Genomic DNA, 17297 nt, shown 5'->3' with positions numbered 1-17297 from the left:
CGCATGGCATAAGAATGAAACAGGAATGGCTGCTGAAGAAGAATTGCTCGATGTCGCCGCGCCAGGTTGGCGTGGCCTACGGCGCCCTGTGCGGTTTCCTGGTCGCCATCGCGCTCGCCTTTGCGCTGTACGGGGCCTGGTTCGTGTTTGCCTTCGTGCTGCTCGAAATCGGCGTGCTGGCGGCGGCGCTGCTGCACTACGCGCGCCATGCGGGCGACTACGAAACCGTCGCGTTCAGCGAGGGCGGCCTGGTGGTGGAACGGGTCGAGGCGGGCAAGCTGGAGCGCATCCGGCTGGAAGCGTGCTGGACCCGCATCGCCATGCCCGACAGCAGGCGCGGCCTGATCGCGCTCGAAGCGCGTGGCGTCAAGGTTGAGATCGGCGGTTTTGTGGGAGAAGAGCTACGCCGGCAAGTGGCGCAGGAATTGCGACGCGAACTGCGCAGCCGTGCATTCGTGCGCTGAGCGCGTGCGGCCCCTTGCCGCCCCCTTGCCCACCATGCCCGAGGCAATGGGGCGATGGGGCGCCGGCGCCGCCGGCCGGCCCCGGCCCCGGCACAGCGGCGCCCGCTGGAAAGGGTCGCCGTGCCGCACGACGGTCAGAACTCGTCCCACTCCTCGGTGGCGTGCGCGCTTGCCGGCTTGGCTGGCTTGCCTGGCTTGGCCAGCGCCGGCCGGGCTCCCGCCTTGGCCATGGTCGACGATGGCGTGGAGCGCGCCACCGCCTGGTGCGCGGCGCTGTGGGTTCGGTCGTCCAGCTTGAACACATTGACCGCCCTGGCCAGTTGCGAGGCCTGGAACTGCAGGCTTTCGGCCGCGGCGGCGGCTTCTTCCACCAGCGCCGCATTCTGCTGGGTCACGCCATCCATCTCGGCAATCGCCTGGTTGACTTGCGAAATGCCCTGGCTTTGCTCGCCGGTGGCAACCGTGATCTCCGCGATGATGGCGTTGACCCGGCCCACGCTGGCCACCACCTGCTCCATCGTGCTGCCGGCTTCATCGACCTGGCGGCTGCCGATCGCCACCTTGCCGACCGAATCGTCGATCAGGGTCTTGATTTCCTTGGCCGCCGCCGCACTGCGCTGGGCCAGGTTGCGCACTTCCGAGGCCACCACCGCGAAGCCGCGTCCCTGCTCGCCGGCGCGCGCCGCTTCCACCGCCGCGTTCAAGGCCAGGATATTGGTTTGGAAGGCAATCCCATCGATCACGCTGATGATGTCGACGATCTTGTTCGACGACTCGTTGATCGAGGTCATGGTCGCGATCACCTGCGACACCGCCGCCCCGCTCTTGCGCGCCACCTCGGAAGCGGACGCCGCCAGCTGGTTGGCTTGCTTGGCGTTCTCGGCATTATCGCGCACGGTCGCGGTCAATTGCTCGATCGAGGCGGCCGTTTCTTCCAGCGAACTGGCCTGCTGCTCGGTGCGCGCCGACAAGTCATTGTTGCCATGCGCGATTTCCGCACTCGACTGCGCCACGTTGTCGGCGCTTTCGTGCACCTGCACCAGCACCGCATGAATCTTGGCCACGAAGGCGTTGAAGCCCTCGCCGATCACCGCCAGTTCATCCTTGCCGCGCACGTCCAGCCGCACCCGCAGGTCGGCTTCGCCCGACGACAGACTGGTCATTGTCGCGCCCAGGGTGCGCAGCGGACGGGTCAGTCGCGACACCACCGTCACCAGGATGCCCCCGGTGGCCACGGCGCACACCAGCGCCACGATCAGGGTGTAGAGCAGCAGTTCGCGCGCCGACGCGGTGGCCACGGCTTTGGGAAAGCTCAGATCCACGCTCCACGGCGCGATATCGGCATGGATCGACAAGGGCTGCAACAGGCGGATGTTGCCATGGCCATCGTCGAATTCATACGCCTTGCCCTGCTTGATGCGTTCGAGCGCGGCCGCCGGCAAATCGTCGGCCGCCTTGCCCAGCCTGGCCGCCTGGGGATGGCTGGCGTACACGCCGCCATTCGAAATGAGCGACAATTTGCCGCCCTCGATCACCTTCAGCCCGGCCAGGATGGCGGTCAGGCGCGGCAGCATGAAGTCGGCGCTGGCCGTGCCCTTGAACTTGCCTTCCACGATGATCGGCGCCACCAGCGAGGCCATCAGCACATCCTTGCCCCCCACCGGATACACGTACGGCTCGGTAAAATAGATCTTGCCGCTGCGCTTGGGAATGTCGTACCAGTCATTCGCGCCCGCGGCGGTGCCGAACACGATCGGTTCGATACTTACCGCATTGCTGGCGTCGCGCGTAAAGTACGGCATGAAACGTCCGCTGGCGTCGTAGTGCGGCTTCTTGTCGGCGAATTCGGCATCCTTGCCGTCGAGTTCGTTCGGCTCGAAGGTCACCGCCGCGCCGATCAAGTCCTCCGTCCCGAGCAGGGTGGCGCGGGTCAGTTCGTAGATCTGCTCGCGCTGCAAGGGCTGCTTGACGGCCATGGTCGCGCGCATCGCCGAGCCCAGGCTGATCACGCTGGACAGGTTGCTCGACAGGCGGCTCTGCAAGGCGCCGACGACTTCGCGCGAGGACGTGCGCGCCAGTTCCATGGCCGCCGCTTCCGCGCTGGCGCTGCTCTTGACGCCGATCACGACCGCTGTAACGGCCAGGCTGAGCACCACCAGCCCAGTGGCGGCGATGCAAATCTTGCTGTTCAGTGAAAGACCCGATCCGAATGCGGCCATGGTGTTTTTATCCTCTGTCGGTGGTTCGAACATCAAAATGTCTTGGTCAGCGCCACCACGAAGGTGCCGACGGCCGGATTCGACACTGCGATCTTGCCTGATGAATCGGGAATGCCGAGCGTGTACGCATCGTAGGCATTGGTGGCGCCGCGCGCCTTGGTGTACGCGCCCGACATCGTCCAGCCGCCGTCGAAGGCCTTGCTGACGCCTACCTTGAGGTCGCGCCAGTTCCAGATGTCATTGCCGGCGCCGTCCACCCGGCCGTCGCCCGCGTGCAGGTTGAGGGTGTAACCCGAGCCGAGGTCGACATTGGCGCCGATGTCCAGGTAACCGGTGCCGCGCGCGTTGGTGATGCCGAAAAATTCCTTGGTGTAGGTGCTGTTGTACTTGGCGTAGAAAAATTTGTAGGTCATGCCCAGCGACAGCTCGCCGTAGTCGTAGGTGGTGGCGGTGGCGCGGTACTCGGCGCCAGGGTATTTGTAATAGTAGAGCAGCGCGCTGTAGCCGATCGGCCCGGCGGTTCCGGTGTGGCCGCCGTACAGGTCGATTTCGAGCGTACCATCTTCGATGAAGCGGTTGCTCACGGTCGACATCCAGACCCCGGCCGACCAGCCGCTCGGGTGCCCCAGGTCGAAGCCGCCTTGCAGGGCCGGCTTGCCCCAAGTCTGGCGAAAGCCGCGCGAAATGTATTGCGAAGCCAGGGTGACGTTGGCGGTCATGGTGGTGGCCGGCGCGGCCGCGGGGGCAGGCGCAGTACTGTCGGTTGCCTGGGCCGATGCCTGGGAAGCGCACGCGAGCAGGCTGGCAAGGGAGAGAGCAATGCGGTGCTTGACGATAGAAGGCATCTTGAATTTTCCGTAAGGTTACTGGACGCGCAAGGACAGCCGCACCAGGTACATCTTGAGCGAAGAGTCAGACGAGGGTCAGGTCAAACGTGCGGCAAACTCTGCCGGCGAGCTTGGGGCCGGCAGCGGCACCCGGTCGTGCTGGGGGCTTGAAACAGGTTGGCGCGCGCATGCGCGGGCCCATGCATGAAGAATAGGCGCGAGCGCGCGGCCATGTCAAATGTGTTGCACTACGAGAAGGAAATCCGTTGTATAACGGAGCGAACAGCTGACGATCGGGCAAGATTGCGGCGCGCGCATGCGCGCGCCGTCGTGGACGAGCTCCCGGGGATCTCGACAAGCCTACGGCGCCACGCCTGGCGCCTTGCCGGCGCCGCTGCCGCCAGCTGGCCCGTACACCGTTTCCAGCGCCAGCGCTTCGCTGGCCCGGTAAATCGTATCGTGGCGCTCCTTCGGCATCGGCCTGAAGCTCAGGCTGACCCCAGCGGGCGCATGCGCCAGCAGCGACGCCGCCAGGCGCGCCGTGCCGGGCACGATATTGTCTTCATCGGCCGAGGTCAGGAAAATCTTCTTGTGCCGGGCCGGCAGCGCCTTGACGCTGGCGTCCGCCGTGCGCACCAGCGCTTCATCGTTCCACCACAGGCTGGGGCTGATCGCCACGTAGCGGTCGAACAGGTCCGGCTCGACCAGCAAGGTCTCGACGATGAACAGGCCGGCCAGCGACTCGCCCACGATCCCCTTGTCGGCCGTGACACGGTAATGCGATGCGATGTACGGCATCAGCTCGCTGCGGATGAACTGGCGGAACGCGGCCGAGCCGCCCACGCGCACGGCGATTTTCTTGTCGTTCTCGACCGTGGTCGGGCCGGTCAGGTCGCGCCGGCGCTCGGTGTTTTCGATTCCCACCAGCAGCACCGGCGGCATGCGCCCGGCCGCCACCAGGGTTTGCACCGTCTGCGCGACGTGCGGGAAGTCTTCGGCCTGGCCGCCGTCCGGCATGTACAGCACCGGCAGTGGCGCGCCCTCCATGCCGCCATGACCGGCCGGCGCAAACACATTGATGCGCCGCATTTCGGACAGCACCGTCGATGTCAGCAGGAACGTGTGCGACTGCAAAGTTGGGGCGGCAGGCTGGGCGGACGACGCGGCAGGCGGGCTGGCCGGCGACTGGGCCAGGGATTGGACGGCGGCGCAGCAAACGGTCAGGGCGAACAAGATTTTTTTCATAGGAAATCCATTGGCGAGAGAGCGCTAGTCTGCCACTAAAACATTGTCTATACAACACAGTACGACATCAGGCCAAGCGCCGCCATGTGGAAGACGCGCAGCACCTGAGCCCGCTCACGCCGGGCGCGCCGCGGCCAGTGCCAGCAACTGCGCGCGCACCTGCGGAAAATACGCCGGACGCCCGCCGCGCGCCAGCAGCCAGTCGAACCAGGCGCCGTCGGCGGCCAGCCGCACCACGCCCAGCAGCGGCGCGCCATCGGTAGCGGCGTGCAGCGCCAGCCGGTTTGCCAGCCACGCGTCCCAGCGCTGCTTGAGCGCGGGATCGGCGATCAGCGACACCGGCAAGGCAACGCTCCACGGATTATCCGATGTCTCGGGCGGCTCGTCGAACACCATGCGCACGTAAGCGCGCGTAAAACACCCGTAGGCGCCGTCGTCGCCGGCCAGGCAGGCGTCCAGGCCCTCGTCGAAGCGCGCGATCATGTCGTCGAACATGCTCTCGACCAGCGCCTGCTTGTTGGCGAAATGGTGGAACAGGCCGCCCTTGCTCACGCCGGCGGCCTGCGCCACCGCCTGCACGGTGACGCCGGCCAGGCCCTCTTCCACCGCAATCTTCGCCGCGCAGCCGAGCAAGGTGCGGCGCACCCGCTCGGGTTCCTTCTTCCTGGTCGACGCGGCTGGCGGGTTCAATGCGCCACCGACGTCGAAAACGCCTGCACCAGCACCACGCCGATGACGATCAGGCCGATGCCGATGATCGCCACCGGGTCCAGGCGCTGCTTGAACACGATCACGCCGATGAGCGCCGTCAGCACGATGCCCACCCCGCCCCAGATGGCGTACGCCACGCCAAGCGGCACATGTTTCAGCGCCAGCGACAGCAGGTAGAACGAGCCGGCGTAGAACACGGCCATCAGCGCGGTCGGCAGCATTTTGCTGAACTGCGCGGACTTGCCGAGGAAGGTGGTGCCGATCACCTCGCAGATAATGGCGCCCGCCAGGGCAAGATAAGAAAACCAGGCTGTCATGCTCGAACTCCGCGTCATCAAGAACCCGGACTATAACATACCGACCGCACGGTATGTTTCGAGGAACATTGCTCATCGGACTATTCGGCTGCCCGCCCTTGCTGCTAGTGTCCTGAGTTGGAAATTCCTTGATTACAATATGGCGAAATCGTGCCGAGACAAGGAAGAAAGCGCAGACAGGCAGGCGCCTGGCGAGCATTTATGACGCGGTATCGGCGCGATTATCGCCATATTTATTCAACGAATTTCTGACTCAGGACACTATACTGCAAGCGGCGCACCGGCCGCCCCATGCCGCTCACGATTCGACGACAATGACAATATCACGACTGATTTCCCTGCCTGCGCTCGCGGGTTCCTGCGTGCTGGCCCTGTTGGGCGCCAACGTGCAAGCGGCGGCGCCGGCGCCGGCCACCGACGCCGAGATCCTGGCCATGATGAAGGCGCGCGTCGATATCGATAAAAAAGGCAGCGGCATGGTGGTCGGCCTGATCGATGCGGGCGGCAGCCGGGTGATCTCGTACGGCGCCGTGAGCATCGGTGGCGCGCCGGCCGGCGCCGACTCGGTGTATGAAATCGGCTCGATCACCAAGGTCTTTACCGCCACCCTGCTCAGCGACATGGCGCTGCGCGGCGACGTCAAGCTGGACGATCCGATCGGCGCCTGGCTGCCCGCCGGCGTCAAGACGCCGCAGTTCAAGGGTAAGCCGATCACCTTGCGCGAGCTGTCGGCGCAACTGTCGGGTTTGCCGAGCATTCCGGCCAACCTGGCGCCGGCCAATCCGGGCAATCCGTTTGCCGATTACACGGTGCCGCAACTGTACGCGGCGCTGGGCACTTACGCGCCGACGCGGGCCAGCGGCGAGGTGTATGGCTATTCGAACTACGGCGTCGGCCTGCTCGGACATATCCTGACCCTGCGCGCCGGAAGCGATTTCGAGACCCTGGTACGCCAGCGCATCGGCAAGCCGCTGGGCATGGACAGCACCGCCATCACCCTGGGCGTGGCGATGAAGAAACGCCTTGCGACAGGCTATGGCATGCCCGGCAAGGCGGCGCAGAACTGGGATATGCCGGCGCTGGCCGGCATGGGCGCGCTGCGCTCGAGCACGACCGACCTGCTCAAATTTGTCGGCGCCAACGCGGGCCTGGTTCCCTCGCCGCTGTATCCGGCGATGCAGGCCACGCACAAGCCGCAGCACCCGCTCGGCAAGCAGCCGGGCGAATTCATCGGTCTTGGCTGGCATATTCTCGACAAGTTCGGCTCGCACATCGTCTGGCATAACGGCGGCACCGCCGGCTACCGCACGTTTATCGGCTTCGATCCGGACACGCGGCGCGGCGTGGTGTTGATGTCCAATTCGCACAGCGGCTCGGACGATATCGCGCGGCGCGCCCTGAACCGCGCCTTCCCGCTGACGATGTACAGCCCTCCGCCGGCCTTGCTCGATGCGCTGGCGCATCGCGGCTACGAGCAGATCGGCGCCGTCTACCACGACCTGCGCGCCGCCGATCCGCAGTTCAAGCTGGAAGAAGTGTTCGTCAACCAGTGGGCTTACGAGCTGCTGATGCAGGGCAAACTGAAAGACAGCCTGGCGCTGTTCAAGTTCAACGCCACGCTGTACCCGGCCAGCAGCAATGTGTTCGACAGCCTGGGGGAAGCGTATGAAAAGAACGGACGCCCGGACGACGCCATCGCCAGCTACCGGCGCGCGCTCGCACGCGATCCGCAGGCGAAGAACGCGCAGGACAGCCTGGCACGGCTCAACGCCCCGCAACAGGCCAAGTGAAGCGCGGGCGCGTTCAGCCGCGCCGCCCGAGCAAGCCCCACAAGCGCACCGACATGCTGGCCGGCTTGCCCGGCGGCGCATAACCTGGCTCCGGTGCCACATGCGCAAAGCCGGCGCCTTGCAGGCGCATGGCCAGTTCGGCGAGGAGCTGGCCGAACTCGGGCCACAACAGCTCGGGCCCGCCGCTATAGATATTTGCCAGCCTGCTTTCGCTCAGGTGCAGACCGGGGTGCGGTGATTCGCGCGCACGCCACTCCGCAAAACAGTCGTCCATACTGTAATGTCCGCGTTTCATCTTCTCCCACGCCGGGTGCAGCGCGATCATTTGGTCGAGCAGCCAGTTGAAGCGCTCCAGGGGCGTTTTATCGCGCCGGCACTCCTCTTCCAGCACCGCCCAAACGACAGCGGCATCGACCGTATTGGCGCGCAACACGAGAATGATGTCCATCATGTCCTTGAAGCGTGGCCGCACCAGACACTGATGCAGCTTCCACGCCATCTGCAGTTCGATCGCCACGCTCTTGTTCACCATGAACGCATCGCCCATGCGGGGCTGGTACAGCAAGGTCTGCGGCGGCGGCTCCAGGCGCAGGCCAAAACTGACGTCGATGTCAACATCAAGATAATCATCGCCGATCCACGCGTCGATATCGGTATTCACAGTCGGAAAATCTTCATCCATCGCGTAGTCGATATTGCGCCAGAACGCGTTTTTCGAAAAACTGTCGAAGCGAATGCCGTCGTCGCACTCGGTTTCGGTGACGGCCGTGGCCCAGGCAGTGAGCTCCTTCGCATCGAGCGCACCCAGGCCGACCCAATCGAGGTCGCCGGGCATGCGCCGCCAGCCCTGGTCGATCTGCTGGCCGGTAACGTAGCTGCCCTTGAGCATGAACGGACCGTCCACCATCGCGGCACGGCGAAGAAAGGCTTCTTCCGCCACCAGGCGCCGGACCACATAGTCGTGCATGTCGTGTTGCGCGGCGTAGTCCGTGATTTGTTGCATCGTTATTCTCATCATGCCTGCTCCAGCCATCCCTTATCGAGCGCAAGATTGCTGTCGTAGACGACGCTTTCCCACTGTTGTTTTTCAATTAGCCATCCGTGCGCGTCGAGCGCCCCGGTCAATCCCGCCACGCGCGCGCGCAAGCTGGCATGCCCGCCTGTTTCGCGCAAGGTGACGTAGCGGAGGTCGCCGCCGCGGATCGCGTTGTTCGACAAATGAGCGCCGAAGGGCGCGCACAGCGCCGCCAGTTGCAAGCGGATTGGTTCAGGCACAAGCATGCGGCCGTGCCATTCAAAGTAATGCTGGCGGGCGGGCTCTACGGCTTGCGCATCGGGCGAGGCATCCTGCTCGATCTTGCAGCGCACCACCTCAAGACCGGCTTGCGCCGCCTGCCCGGCCAGCGCCTGCGCATGCGCGATCACCTCATCGAGCTGGCCGGCGCGGCACAAGGTCAGCATCGGCTGCACCGGATGAATGCCGCGCGCAAGAGCGATGACCATGGGCTTGGCGCCGGTCGCGGCGGCGAAGCGCTCCAGCGCGTCCCACTGCGCCCCGGCAAGCGGTGCGGTGGTCAGGTGAATTTCATACATGTGCTTCCAGTGGCGCGCGGCCTGAATTGTCGAAAAGCCAATATGATACAGTGGACGGACAATCCATCACATCAAGCAAGCAACGCCGCCATGAAAATCAAACAACTGGAACCCGCCGACACCCGCCTGCGCATGACATGCGAAGGCCTGCTGATCGGCGACATCGATTCCTTCGCCGTCCTCATGGCACTGGCCGACGAACAGGCCGCAAGCCATCCGGGCGCGATGATCCTGTTGTCGCTTGACGACCTCGGCCAGGCCGAATACACCTCGGGCCACGCCACCGCCAGCCTGCAACTGGACGACACGGACGGCTACGACACCAGCAAGCTGGACCCTGCCGCCTACGAGAATGGACGATACCTGGGCGACCTGGCCACCCCTTCCGAATTTTTCATCCTCGAAGAAAATTTCAGGAAACTCTGCACCGGCGCCGGTTTTGCCGCGGCATGCGCGCGCGGGATCAAGATCGAAGACGACGAACTCGATGCGCTCGAGGCCATCAACGCCGACCCCGGCCTGCTCCTCGACAGCGAGGTCATCCTGCGGCGGGTTCCGGTGAGCGCCCCTTCGATGATGCTCAGCGCCGTTCCCAACGGCTACTTCAGCTGCGACCTCGATCCGTCGGAGAATTACGCCGTGGCCGAACTGCTGCGCGAGCGCTATGGCTACAGCCTGTTCGGCATGGGCGCCGCCTGCATCGGCTTGCGGCGCACAGCGCCCCTTCCCGCCGACGCGGCGCAGGCATTGGGACGCGACCTGGGGCGCCTCTACAATTGCGCGGAAGACGCCGCCAGGGTGGCGCGCCTGGCGCAACTGGGCGCAGGGCGATGCTACCTGCTGCTCAAATACGCCGAGTATTTCGACAACGCGTAATTCAGGCGTTCTCCACCTGCGGCGCCGCCAGCGCCGCGCGCCTTCCCGACGTCATCAGAAACACCACGTAGCCGGCCAGCAGCAAGCCGGCGAACACCAGCGCCATGACGAGGTTGTAGTACACCATCGTTCCCAGGCAGACCAGCGCCCCGAGCAAGGCGAACAGCGGGAAGAACGGATACATCGGTGCGCTGAACGGCCGCACCATGTCCGGTTCGCTGCGGCGCAGCTTGAACAGCGCCAGCATGCTGACGATATACATCGTAATTGCCCCGAACACCGACATGGTGACGATATTGGCAGTCAGGGTCTGGCCGCCGATCTTGATCAGCTCATCGCTGTAGATCGCCGCGATGCCGACCACGCCGCCGGCCAGCACGGCCCGCTGCGGGGTCTTGAAGCGCGGATGGATTTTGGCGAAATAGTGCGGCAGATAACCTTCGCGGGCGAGCGCGAAGATCTGGCGCGAATAGCCGAAGATGATGCCGTGAAACGATGCAATCAGGCCGAACAAGCCCAGCCACACCAGCATATGCAGCCAGCCGCTGCTGCCGCCGACGATCATCTTCATCGCCTGCGGCAGCGGATCGTTGATGTTCGACAGCTTGGTCCAGTCCCCCGCCCCGCCCGCGAACAGCATCACGCCCAAGGCCAGCGCCACCAGGGTCAGGATGCCGCTCACATATGCGATCGGAATCGAGCGGCGCGGGTCCTTGGCCTCTTCGGCGGCCATCGCCACCCCCTCGATGGCGAGGAAAAACCAGATCGCGAACGGAATGGCGGCGAACATGCCGGGAACGGCCGCCATGCTGAAGCTATCCTGCCCGGCCCAGCCGCCCTTGGTGAAGTTGTCCAGCGAAAACCCCGGCGCCACCACGCCCATAAACACCAGCAATTCGAAGATCGCCAGCAGCGCCAGCATCAGCTCCAGGGTGGCCGCCACCTGCACGCCGAGCATGTTCATGGTCATGAAAACCAGATAGGCGCCGACCGCCACAAGCTTGGGGTCGAGCGCGGGAAACTGCACGTTCAGGTAGGCGCCGATGGCCAGGGCGATGGCGGGCGGGGCGAACACGAATTCGATCAGCGTTGCGGCCCCGGCAATATAGCCGCCCACCGGGCCGAAGGCGCGCTTGCTGTAGGCGAACGGGCCGCCGGCATGGGGAATCGACGTGGTCAGCTCGGTAAAGCTGAAGATGAAGGTGGTGTACATGGCGGCGATGAAGATGGCCGTGACGGCAAAGCCCAAGGTGCCGGCCGAGGCCCAGCCGTAGCTCCAGCCGAAATACTCGCCGGAAATAACCAAGCCGACGCCGATCCCCCACAATTGAAAGGTGCTTAATGCTTGCTTGAGCGCGGGCGCGCCTGCGGTGTTCGCGTTCATGAGTCACTCCAGTCCGGGTAAGGTGGGGAAACGTGATACGAAGATTGCTCGATGCGGCCAGCGAACGCGCGCGCGATGGGGCCATCGGCGGCGCAACAACGATGCTGACGAGTTAAGTATGCCGTTAAATCAACGGTTTTGGGGAAGAGTTCGCTCGACAATGCGCAACTAGCGCAACTAAGCGCATTGTCGGCGTGCGGCGCCGGCCGGCGCCTGGGCTAAGGGTAGCTCTTGAGCAAGACCTGCTCGCTCAAACTGCTCAACGATTGCTGGCGCTGCTCGTCCTTTTGGTCGTCCGACAAGCGTGTTTGACCAGTCAGGTAGGGCGACAGCGCCGCCAGCAAGTCGCGCTGGAGCGATTGCTGGCCGGGCGTGACCATATCGGACACCAGCTTGCCCATCACATAGCTCAGCACCCGGGCTGACTGGCTGGCGGACTGATTGAGCGTGGCCTTGACCAAGTGTCCGTCGCTGTAGGCCAGGTCCACATCGCTGCTGGCCGCGTCCTTGATCTGATGGTAATCATAGTTCTGCGATGCTTCGGTGTGATCGAGCCTCAACACGGCGCCGGGCGTGCTCGGCGTGTGGAAGCTTGCGTTCAGCTCGGACTTCTGCTGCTGCGAGACGGTGCGCTCGCCCCGGCTCGGCCCGCCGACGCTGGTGCTTTGCGACAACTCGTAAGCAAAGCTGTCCTGTTCGCTCGGACGCATCGGATTGATCGCAGTCGACGCCTGGCTGACCGAGGCGCTGAAGTCGGCCAGCCCGCTCAGCGCGGCATGGTCGGCGGCCGCCAGCTCCCACTTGCCGCCCGTGGCCACGCCGCCGCGCGTCTGCGCGGCGCCGACATTGGTATTGAGGCCGGTAAAAGCTTCCTTGAACATCGTCATCAGGCCGGCATCGGCCCGGCCCCGGCTGGCCGCCTGGTCGAACTGCTTGAGATGGCTGGCAAGCGCCCTGGCCTGCTGCTCCGGGCTGCCCAGTCCCGACAGATTGCCGGTATCGACACTGACCGAGGCCGTGCCGGATGGTCCACTCAGGCTGACCTTGCGTTGCGCGCCGTCGGCATGAAAGGCGAGCGACTGGGTCGCTTCCGGGTCGCTGGCCAGTTTGATCGTGGCGCGCAGGTCGACCGAGGCCAGCACGGCCGGGTCGAATTGCGTCAAGCCCTGAAGCCGGACCGAGGGCGGGTCCTGCGTCATGCCGTCGATGGCCTCCTGGAAGCCGTCGGCCAGGCCGGCCAGCGCGCTACGCTCGGCATCGCTCAGGTCCGCGCTACTGCTCATGCGCACCGCCAGGCCATCGTCGGTGTTATCGAGCGACAAGGTGACCTCCACCCCGCTTTTGGTGCTGATGCTGAGCGAAATCTTGTCGTTCCCCAGCCCGTGCAACGCCGGTGCTGCGGCCGCCACGCCGTAGGGCGAGGCCGGCATTGCGGCCGGGGCCATCTGGACCGATTGGGAAACGTTGCCGCCTTCGCCCCGGAACTGGCTCAGCAAGGCGGCGCCCAGGCCGCTGAAACGGCCAGCTGCCGAGCGCGCGCCGACATTGGCCGCCATTAACGCGCTGACGCCGTCCTGCGCCGTGGATTCCCAGCTGAGGCCGGGGCGGCCCGAGGCGGAGGCGGACAGACTCTGCGGGCTGAGCTTGACGATGGTCGACGGCGCCGCCGCCCGCAATGCTGGCGGCTCACTTCGGCTCGACGTGGGAGGGGAACTGCGCGCCGTAGCGGCATTCCAGGAAGGCGTGGCGGAGATAGGATTCATGATCGCGATGCGTAAGAGGTCGATGGCACGTTAACTGATACAACTAGTTGCTTATCAATTGGACACTTCAGGACGGTCTGAGCGTTGAAGCAACATTGATATAAGGTTATAACGACCGGAAATACAAAATCCTGAGGGGGCGGCGGACATAAATTTCCGCCTTTCGCCGTTGGCTTGGAACGGGCATTGACCGCTGCACCCGATCCGTCCAATACTGCCCACCCGAGCCATATTGACAAACTCTTAAGCCACAACCGACAATACCGCTCATGCACACATCTCCCCTCATCGACATTGGACTGAACCTCGCCAGCCACCGCTTCACGCGCGACTGGAAACAAGTCATCGCACGCGCGCACGACGCCGGTGTCGAGCGCTTCATTTTGACTGGCACATCGCTCAAGATTTCCCAGGAAGTGGCGCTGCTGACCGAAAAAATGACCCCGGGCACTGCCTACTTCACCGCAGGCATTCATCCCCATTACGCGTCCGAGCTCAACGCCGACGCACTGGTCCGGCTGCGCGCGTTGCTGTCGCATCCGAATGCCGTGGCGGTGGGCGAAACAGGGCTCGACTACAACCGTGACCTGTCGCCGCGCAATGTGCAGCGCGCCGCGCTCGAGGCGCAGGTCGAACTGGCCTGCACGGTCGGAAAACCCTTGTTCCTGCATGAGCGCGAGGCCGCGGACGACCTGCTGGCAATCCTGGATAACTTCAGGGACCGTTTGCCGAAATGCGTGGTGCACTGCTTCACCGGTAGCGAGGCGGTCGCGCGGCAGTATATCGACCGGGGCTTTTATCTCGGCATCACCGGCTGGGTCGGACAGAAAAACCGCAACCAAGACCTTCTGGGCGCGCTGCAAGTCATCCCGCCCGGGCGCACGATGCTCGAAACCGACGCGCCCTACCTGACGCCGCCCGGCTACTCGCCCTCCATTGCGGGCAGAAACGAACCGGCTGCGCTGGCGCGCGTTGCCGAACTGCTGGCCATTGCGCGCGGCGTGCCGGTCGAGCAGGTCCGGGCCGATGTCCATGCGGCGACCATGGCGTTCTTCGGGCTGGAGCCGCTGCCCCCGGCGCTCGGCTGACGCTGTTCAAGGCGGATGCGCGGCGATTTCCTGAAGCAGTCCGCCGTGCGCCTTGTCCCGGCACCCGGCACACATTGACGTGGCCAGGCGCGGTGAATGCCTGATTTTTATCTGGGAACCATGTGTTTCAGGTGCGTTATCGCATTCTCCCGGTATCATCCGCCTCTCACTTTGCCCGGCCTTGTGCCATTTCGCACCATTTATGACTTCTTTGATCGATACCAACCCGGCCGACCCGTTAACCGCCCTGCGCACCCTGGCGGAACTGTTTTCCTGGCGCGTCAAGCACACGCCCCTCGCCAACGCATACTTACGCTACGACGATACCGGCGAGCGCTGGATGCCGATTTCCTGGCAGGCCATCGGCGACCAGGTCGAGCGCATCGTCCACGCCCTTGCGGGGCTGCGCCTGGGGCGCGGCGCCCGCGTCGCCATCTTGCTGCCGAACGGAATCGATGCGGTCGCTGTCGACCAGGCCGCGCTGGCGCTGGCGTGCGTGCCGGTACCGATGCATGCGCTCGACAACCCGGCCAGCATCGCCTACATCCTGGCCGACAGCGAGGCATCGGTATTGGTGGCCCAGTCGTACGCGCAGTGGCAGGCGATCGCCGCCGTCGGCATGGCGCTGCCGGCCTTGCGCCAGGTCGTCATCATGGACGCCGCCGGACTGGCCCCGGCAGTTGGCGCCGAATGCCCGGTGCTGGCCTTCCAGGACTGGCTGATCGCGCGCGCGGACGGCCAAGCGGGCCTGCGCGAAGCGCCCCGCCACGACGACCTGGCCGCGCTGGTCTACACCTCGGGCACGACGGGTAAACCCAAGGGCGTCATGCTCACCCACGACAATGTGCTCGAAAACGTGAAGGCGACCATGCAGCGGGTGGCGCCGCGCGCGGACGACGTGTTCCTGTCGTTCCTGCCCCTGTCGCACACCTTCGAGCGCACGGCCGGCTATTACCTGCCGATCGCGTCCGGCTCGTGCGTGGCGCACTCGCGCTCGGCGTCGCGGCTGGCCGTGGAGATGAAGGCGGTGCGACCCACCATCCTCATTTCGGTGCCGCGCATTTATGAGCGCGTGCATGGCGCGATCGAAGCGAAACTGGCCGCTTCGGCCCTGAAACTGCGCCTGTTCGCGATGGCGCAAAGCGTAGGCTGGCGCCGCTTTTGCCGCGCGCAGCAGCTCGCCGTGCCGGACGGCGCGCCGGCCTGGCTGGACGAGCTGCTGTGGCCTTTGCTCGACAAGCTGGTGGCGTCCAATATCCGGGCCCAGTTCGGCGGACGATTGCGCCTGGCCGTAAGCGGCGGCGCAGCACTGCCGCAGGCGATCGCGCGCTGTTTCCTGGCCCTTGGGGTGCCGGTGCTGCAGGGCTACGGCATGACCGAAACCTCGCCCGTGGTCGCGGCCAATGGGCTCGACGACAACGACCCGGCCACGATCGGCCGGGCGCTGGCCGGGGTCGAGGTACGCATTGGCGAGATGCAGGAACTACAGGTGCGCGGCCGCAGCGTGATGCGCGGCTACTGGAAGCGCGAGGCCGACACGGCGGCCGCCTTCGTCGACGGCTGGCTGCGCACCGGCGACCAGGCGGTGATCGAGAACGGGCGCCTGCGCATTCTGGGACGCATCAAGGAAATCATCGTCACCTCCACCGGCGAGAAGATCGCGCCGTCGGACCTGGAGCAGGCCATCACCGCCAGCCCGGTGTTCGAGCAAGCCTACGCGTTCGGCGACAATCGGCCATTCATCGCCTGCGTGGTGGTACTGAGCCAGGCCGGATGGGCTGCGATGGCCGCTGAACTCAAGCTCGACCCCGAGGCCGCAGACAGCCTGCACGCGCCGGCCGCCGCGGCGCTGGCCTTGAAGCGCATTCGCGAACTGACCAAAGGCTTCCCGCATTATGCGCAGCCGCGCGCGGTGGCCCTCACGCGCACGCCGTGGACCAGCGAAAACAGCTTGCTCACGCCCACCCTGAAGCTCAAGCGCCTGAACCTGGCGAACCACTTCGCGACGGATATCGAACGGCTTTATCAGCGTTAAGCGTACCCGGCAGGCGTCGACGCGTGCGCAGCAGGCCGCCGGAACCGGCCGGCGACGGTCCCGCTGACCTGTCCGGCGGGCGGTGTCAGCCTGCCAGCGCCGCAGGCCGCTGGCGTCGACGCCGCGCTGCCCCGGCGACCAGCCCCATCCCCGCGATGAGCATGGCGTAGGTGGACGGTTCCGGCACCGCCGTGACCTCGGCAAAGCTGGTCATATACGCTCCCAGCCTGTATTGGGTCGTCTCGGTCCACCATCCGATACCGATGCCGCTCTGCGCCGGGTCAAACCGGATCGCATAGGGTTGGTCCGCCGTCGCCGAGGCACGTACGTCGATCGTCCCGAACACAAAATCGGTCGAGTCCCTGAACCACATTTCAAGCTCGTGCCGGCTGTCGCTACGGCGGCCTATCATCGTCGCCTGCTGATCGCCCACCGACAATCCGCTGTCCGGAAGGCTGAACGAAAACGAGTTCAGGTAGAGCGAGGTTTCCGCAAAATTCTTGGTCGACCCGGCGTTGGCCCAGGGAGCGCGGGAGTCCTCGAACGTGAAGCGGCCGACGATCTTATCGCCCACATTGATGATGCGTGTCTGCGCCGGGTCCCAGCCATTGTATTGGGACGGAATCGGGGCATCGTCGTACACCGGCCGCATTGATCCGACAGTGGCGGAGAATTCGTAGACGTGCAGGGCCGCATACGCCGACTGGGAGAAAAACGCTGTGGCAAGCACTGCGGCGGCAGTCCAATTTTTCATTGCTCATCCATAAATTTTAGCAAGAAAGCAATGATAGCAGGCCGCCCCGCGGGAACCTCGAACTAGCGGTAAATTCCGCGTTAGCGCCGGTCGCGATGCCGACTGCTGTGGTTTTTGATATCAGGCCCAGCCAATTCCCGCCCGTTTTATGGGAACTCAAGCTCATTGAAGATGCGTGATCCACGTACCAGTGACAGGCGATGGCCTGCCTTGCCAGACAACCATACTTGG

Annotated in this window: 15 protein-coding genes; 5 read left to right on the top strand and 10 right to left on the bottom strand. The window is 64.9% G+C overall.

What is annotated here, in order from left to right:
- Window positions 1-14: 14 nt before the first annotated feature.
- Window positions 15-464: a DUF2244 domain-containing protein gene (locus F0185_RS03790; protein WP_167221722.1), complete on the top strand. Its 450-nt coding sequence runs from the start codon at window positions 15-17 to the stop codon at window positions 462-464.
- 134 nt (window positions 465-598) lie between these two features.
- On the opposite strand, the gene F0185_RS03785 is transcribed toward F0185_RS03790, so the two are convergent.
- The 5 genes from F0185_RS03785 to F0185_RS03765 form a co-directional block, all read right to left on the bottom strand.
- Entirely contained in the window at window positions 599-2683 is a 2085-nt protein-coding gene (locus F0185_RS03785; RefSeq protein WP_167221720.1) for a methyl-accepting chemotaxis protein, read from the bottom strand.
- A 32-nt stretch (window positions 2684-2715) separates the two neighbouring features.
- On the bottom strand, window positions 2716-3528 hold the full coding sequence (locus tag F0185_RS03780; protein WP_167221718.1) for a TorF family putative porin: 813 nt from the start codon (window positions 3526-3528) through the stop codon (window positions 2716-2718).
- Window positions 3529-3870: 342 nt separating this feature from the next.
- Window positions 3871-4755, bottom strand: coding sequence for an alpha/beta hydrolase (locus tag F0185_RS03775; RefSeq protein WP_167221716.1), 885 nt, complete (start codon window positions 4753-4755; stop codon window positions 3871-3873).
- A gap of 114 nt (window positions 4756-4869) precedes the next feature.
- Window positions 4870-5445 carry a TetR/AcrR family transcriptional regulator gene (locus F0185_RS03770; RefSeq protein WP_167221714.1) on the bottom strand — a complete coding sequence of 192 codons (576 nt, stop codon included), beginning with the start codon at window positions 5443-5445 and terminating at the stop codon, window positions 4870-4872.
- Complete coding sequence (locus F0185_RS03765) at window positions 5442-5783, bottom strand: DMT family transporter (protein WP_166898687.1); 342 nt, start codon at window positions 5781-5783, stop codon at window positions 5442-5444. Before F0185_RS03765 ends, F0185_RS03770 begins: the two co-directional genes overlap by 4 nt.
- 314 nt (window positions 5784-6097) lie before the next feature.
- On the opposite strand from F0185_RS03765, the gene F0185_RS03760 reads away from it, so the two are divergent.
- Window positions 6098-7573 (top strand): serine hydrolase, encoded by a 1476-nt coding sequence (locus F0185_RS03760; RefSeq protein ID WP_167221713.1) that lies wholly within the window; start codon window positions 6098-6100, stop codon window positions 7571-7573.
- Between the two features lie 13 nt (window positions 7574-7586).
- Here the strand turns inward: F0185_RS03760 and F0185_RS03755 are convergent, their stop codons facing one another.
- Together F0185_RS03755 and F0185_RS03750 are read right to left on the bottom strand one after the other, a co-directional pair.
- Complete coding sequence (locus F0185_RS03755) at window positions 7587-8576, bottom strand: nucleotidyl transferase AbiEii/AbiGii toxin family protein (protein WP_167221711.1); 990 nt, start codon at window positions 8574-8576, stop codon at window positions 7587-7589.
- A gap of 11 nt (window positions 8577-8587) precedes the next feature.
- Window positions 8588-9166, bottom strand: coding sequence for a hypothetical protein (locus F0185_RS03750; protein WP_167221709.1), 579 nt, complete (start codon window positions 9164-9166; stop codon window positions 8588-8590).
- A 90-nt stretch (window positions 9167-9256) separates the two neighbouring features.
- On the opposite strand from F0185_RS03750, the gene F0185_RS03745 reads away from it, so the two are divergent.
- The gene (locus F0185_RS03745) at window positions 9257-10042 is read left to right on the top strand and encodes a hypothetical protein (protein WP_167221707.1); all 786 of its coding nucleotides are present in this window, start codon (window positions 9257-9259) and stop codon (window positions 10040-10042) included.
- Window position 10043: 1 nt separating this feature from the next.
- Here F0185_RS03745 and eat read toward each other — a convergent pair whose 3' ends face one another.
- Together eat and F0185_RS03735 are read right to left on the bottom strand one after the other, a co-directional pair.
- Window positions 10044-11426 (bottom strand): ethanolamine permease, encoded by a 1383-nt coding sequence (gene eat / locus F0185_RS03740; RefSeq protein ID WP_167221705.1) that lies wholly within the window; start codon window positions 11424-11426, stop codon window positions 10044-10046.
- Between the two features lie 218 nt (window positions 11427-11644).
- The gene (locus F0185_RS03735; RefSeq protein ID WP_167221702.1) at window positions 11645-13189 is read right to left on the bottom strand and encodes a hypothetical protein; all 1545 of its coding nucleotides are present in this window, start codon (window positions 13187-13189) and stop codon (window positions 11645-11647) included.
- Window positions 13190-13458: 269 nt separating this feature from the next.
- On the opposite strand from F0185_RS03735, the gene F0185_RS03730 reads away from it, so the two are divergent.
- On the top strand, window positions 13459-14277 hold the full coding sequence (locus F0185_RS03730; RefSeq protein ID WP_167221700.1) for a TatD family hydrolase: 819 nt from the start codon (window positions 13459-13461) through the stop codon (window positions 14275-14277).
- A 202-nt stretch (window positions 14278-14479) separates the two neighbouring features.
- On the top strand, window positions 14480-16312 hold the full coding sequence (locus F0185_RS03725; RefSeq protein ID WP_167221698.1) for an AMP-dependent synthetase/ligase: 1833 nt from the start codon (window positions 14480-14482) through the stop codon (window positions 16310-16312).
- A gap of 85 nt (window positions 16313-16397) precedes the next feature.
- On the opposite strand, the gene F0185_RS03720 is transcribed toward F0185_RS03725, so the two are convergent.
- Complete coding sequence (locus F0185_RS03720; RefSeq protein ID WP_229476720.1) at window positions 16398-17066, bottom strand: PEPxxWA-CTERM sorting domain-containing protein; 669 nt, start codon at window positions 17064-17066, stop codon at window positions 16398-16400.
- Between the last annotated feature and the right edge of the window lie 231 nt (window positions 17067-17297).

Source organism: Massilia rubra, from assembly GCF_011682065.1.
GTDB classification, from domain to species: domain Bacteria; phylum Pseudomonadota; class Gammaproteobacteria; order Burkholderiales; family Burkholderiaceae_D; genus Telluria_A; species Telluria_A rubra.
Note: the sequence above shows the minus strand (reverse complement) of the source record. Positions and strands in the feature narration are given on the sequence as shown.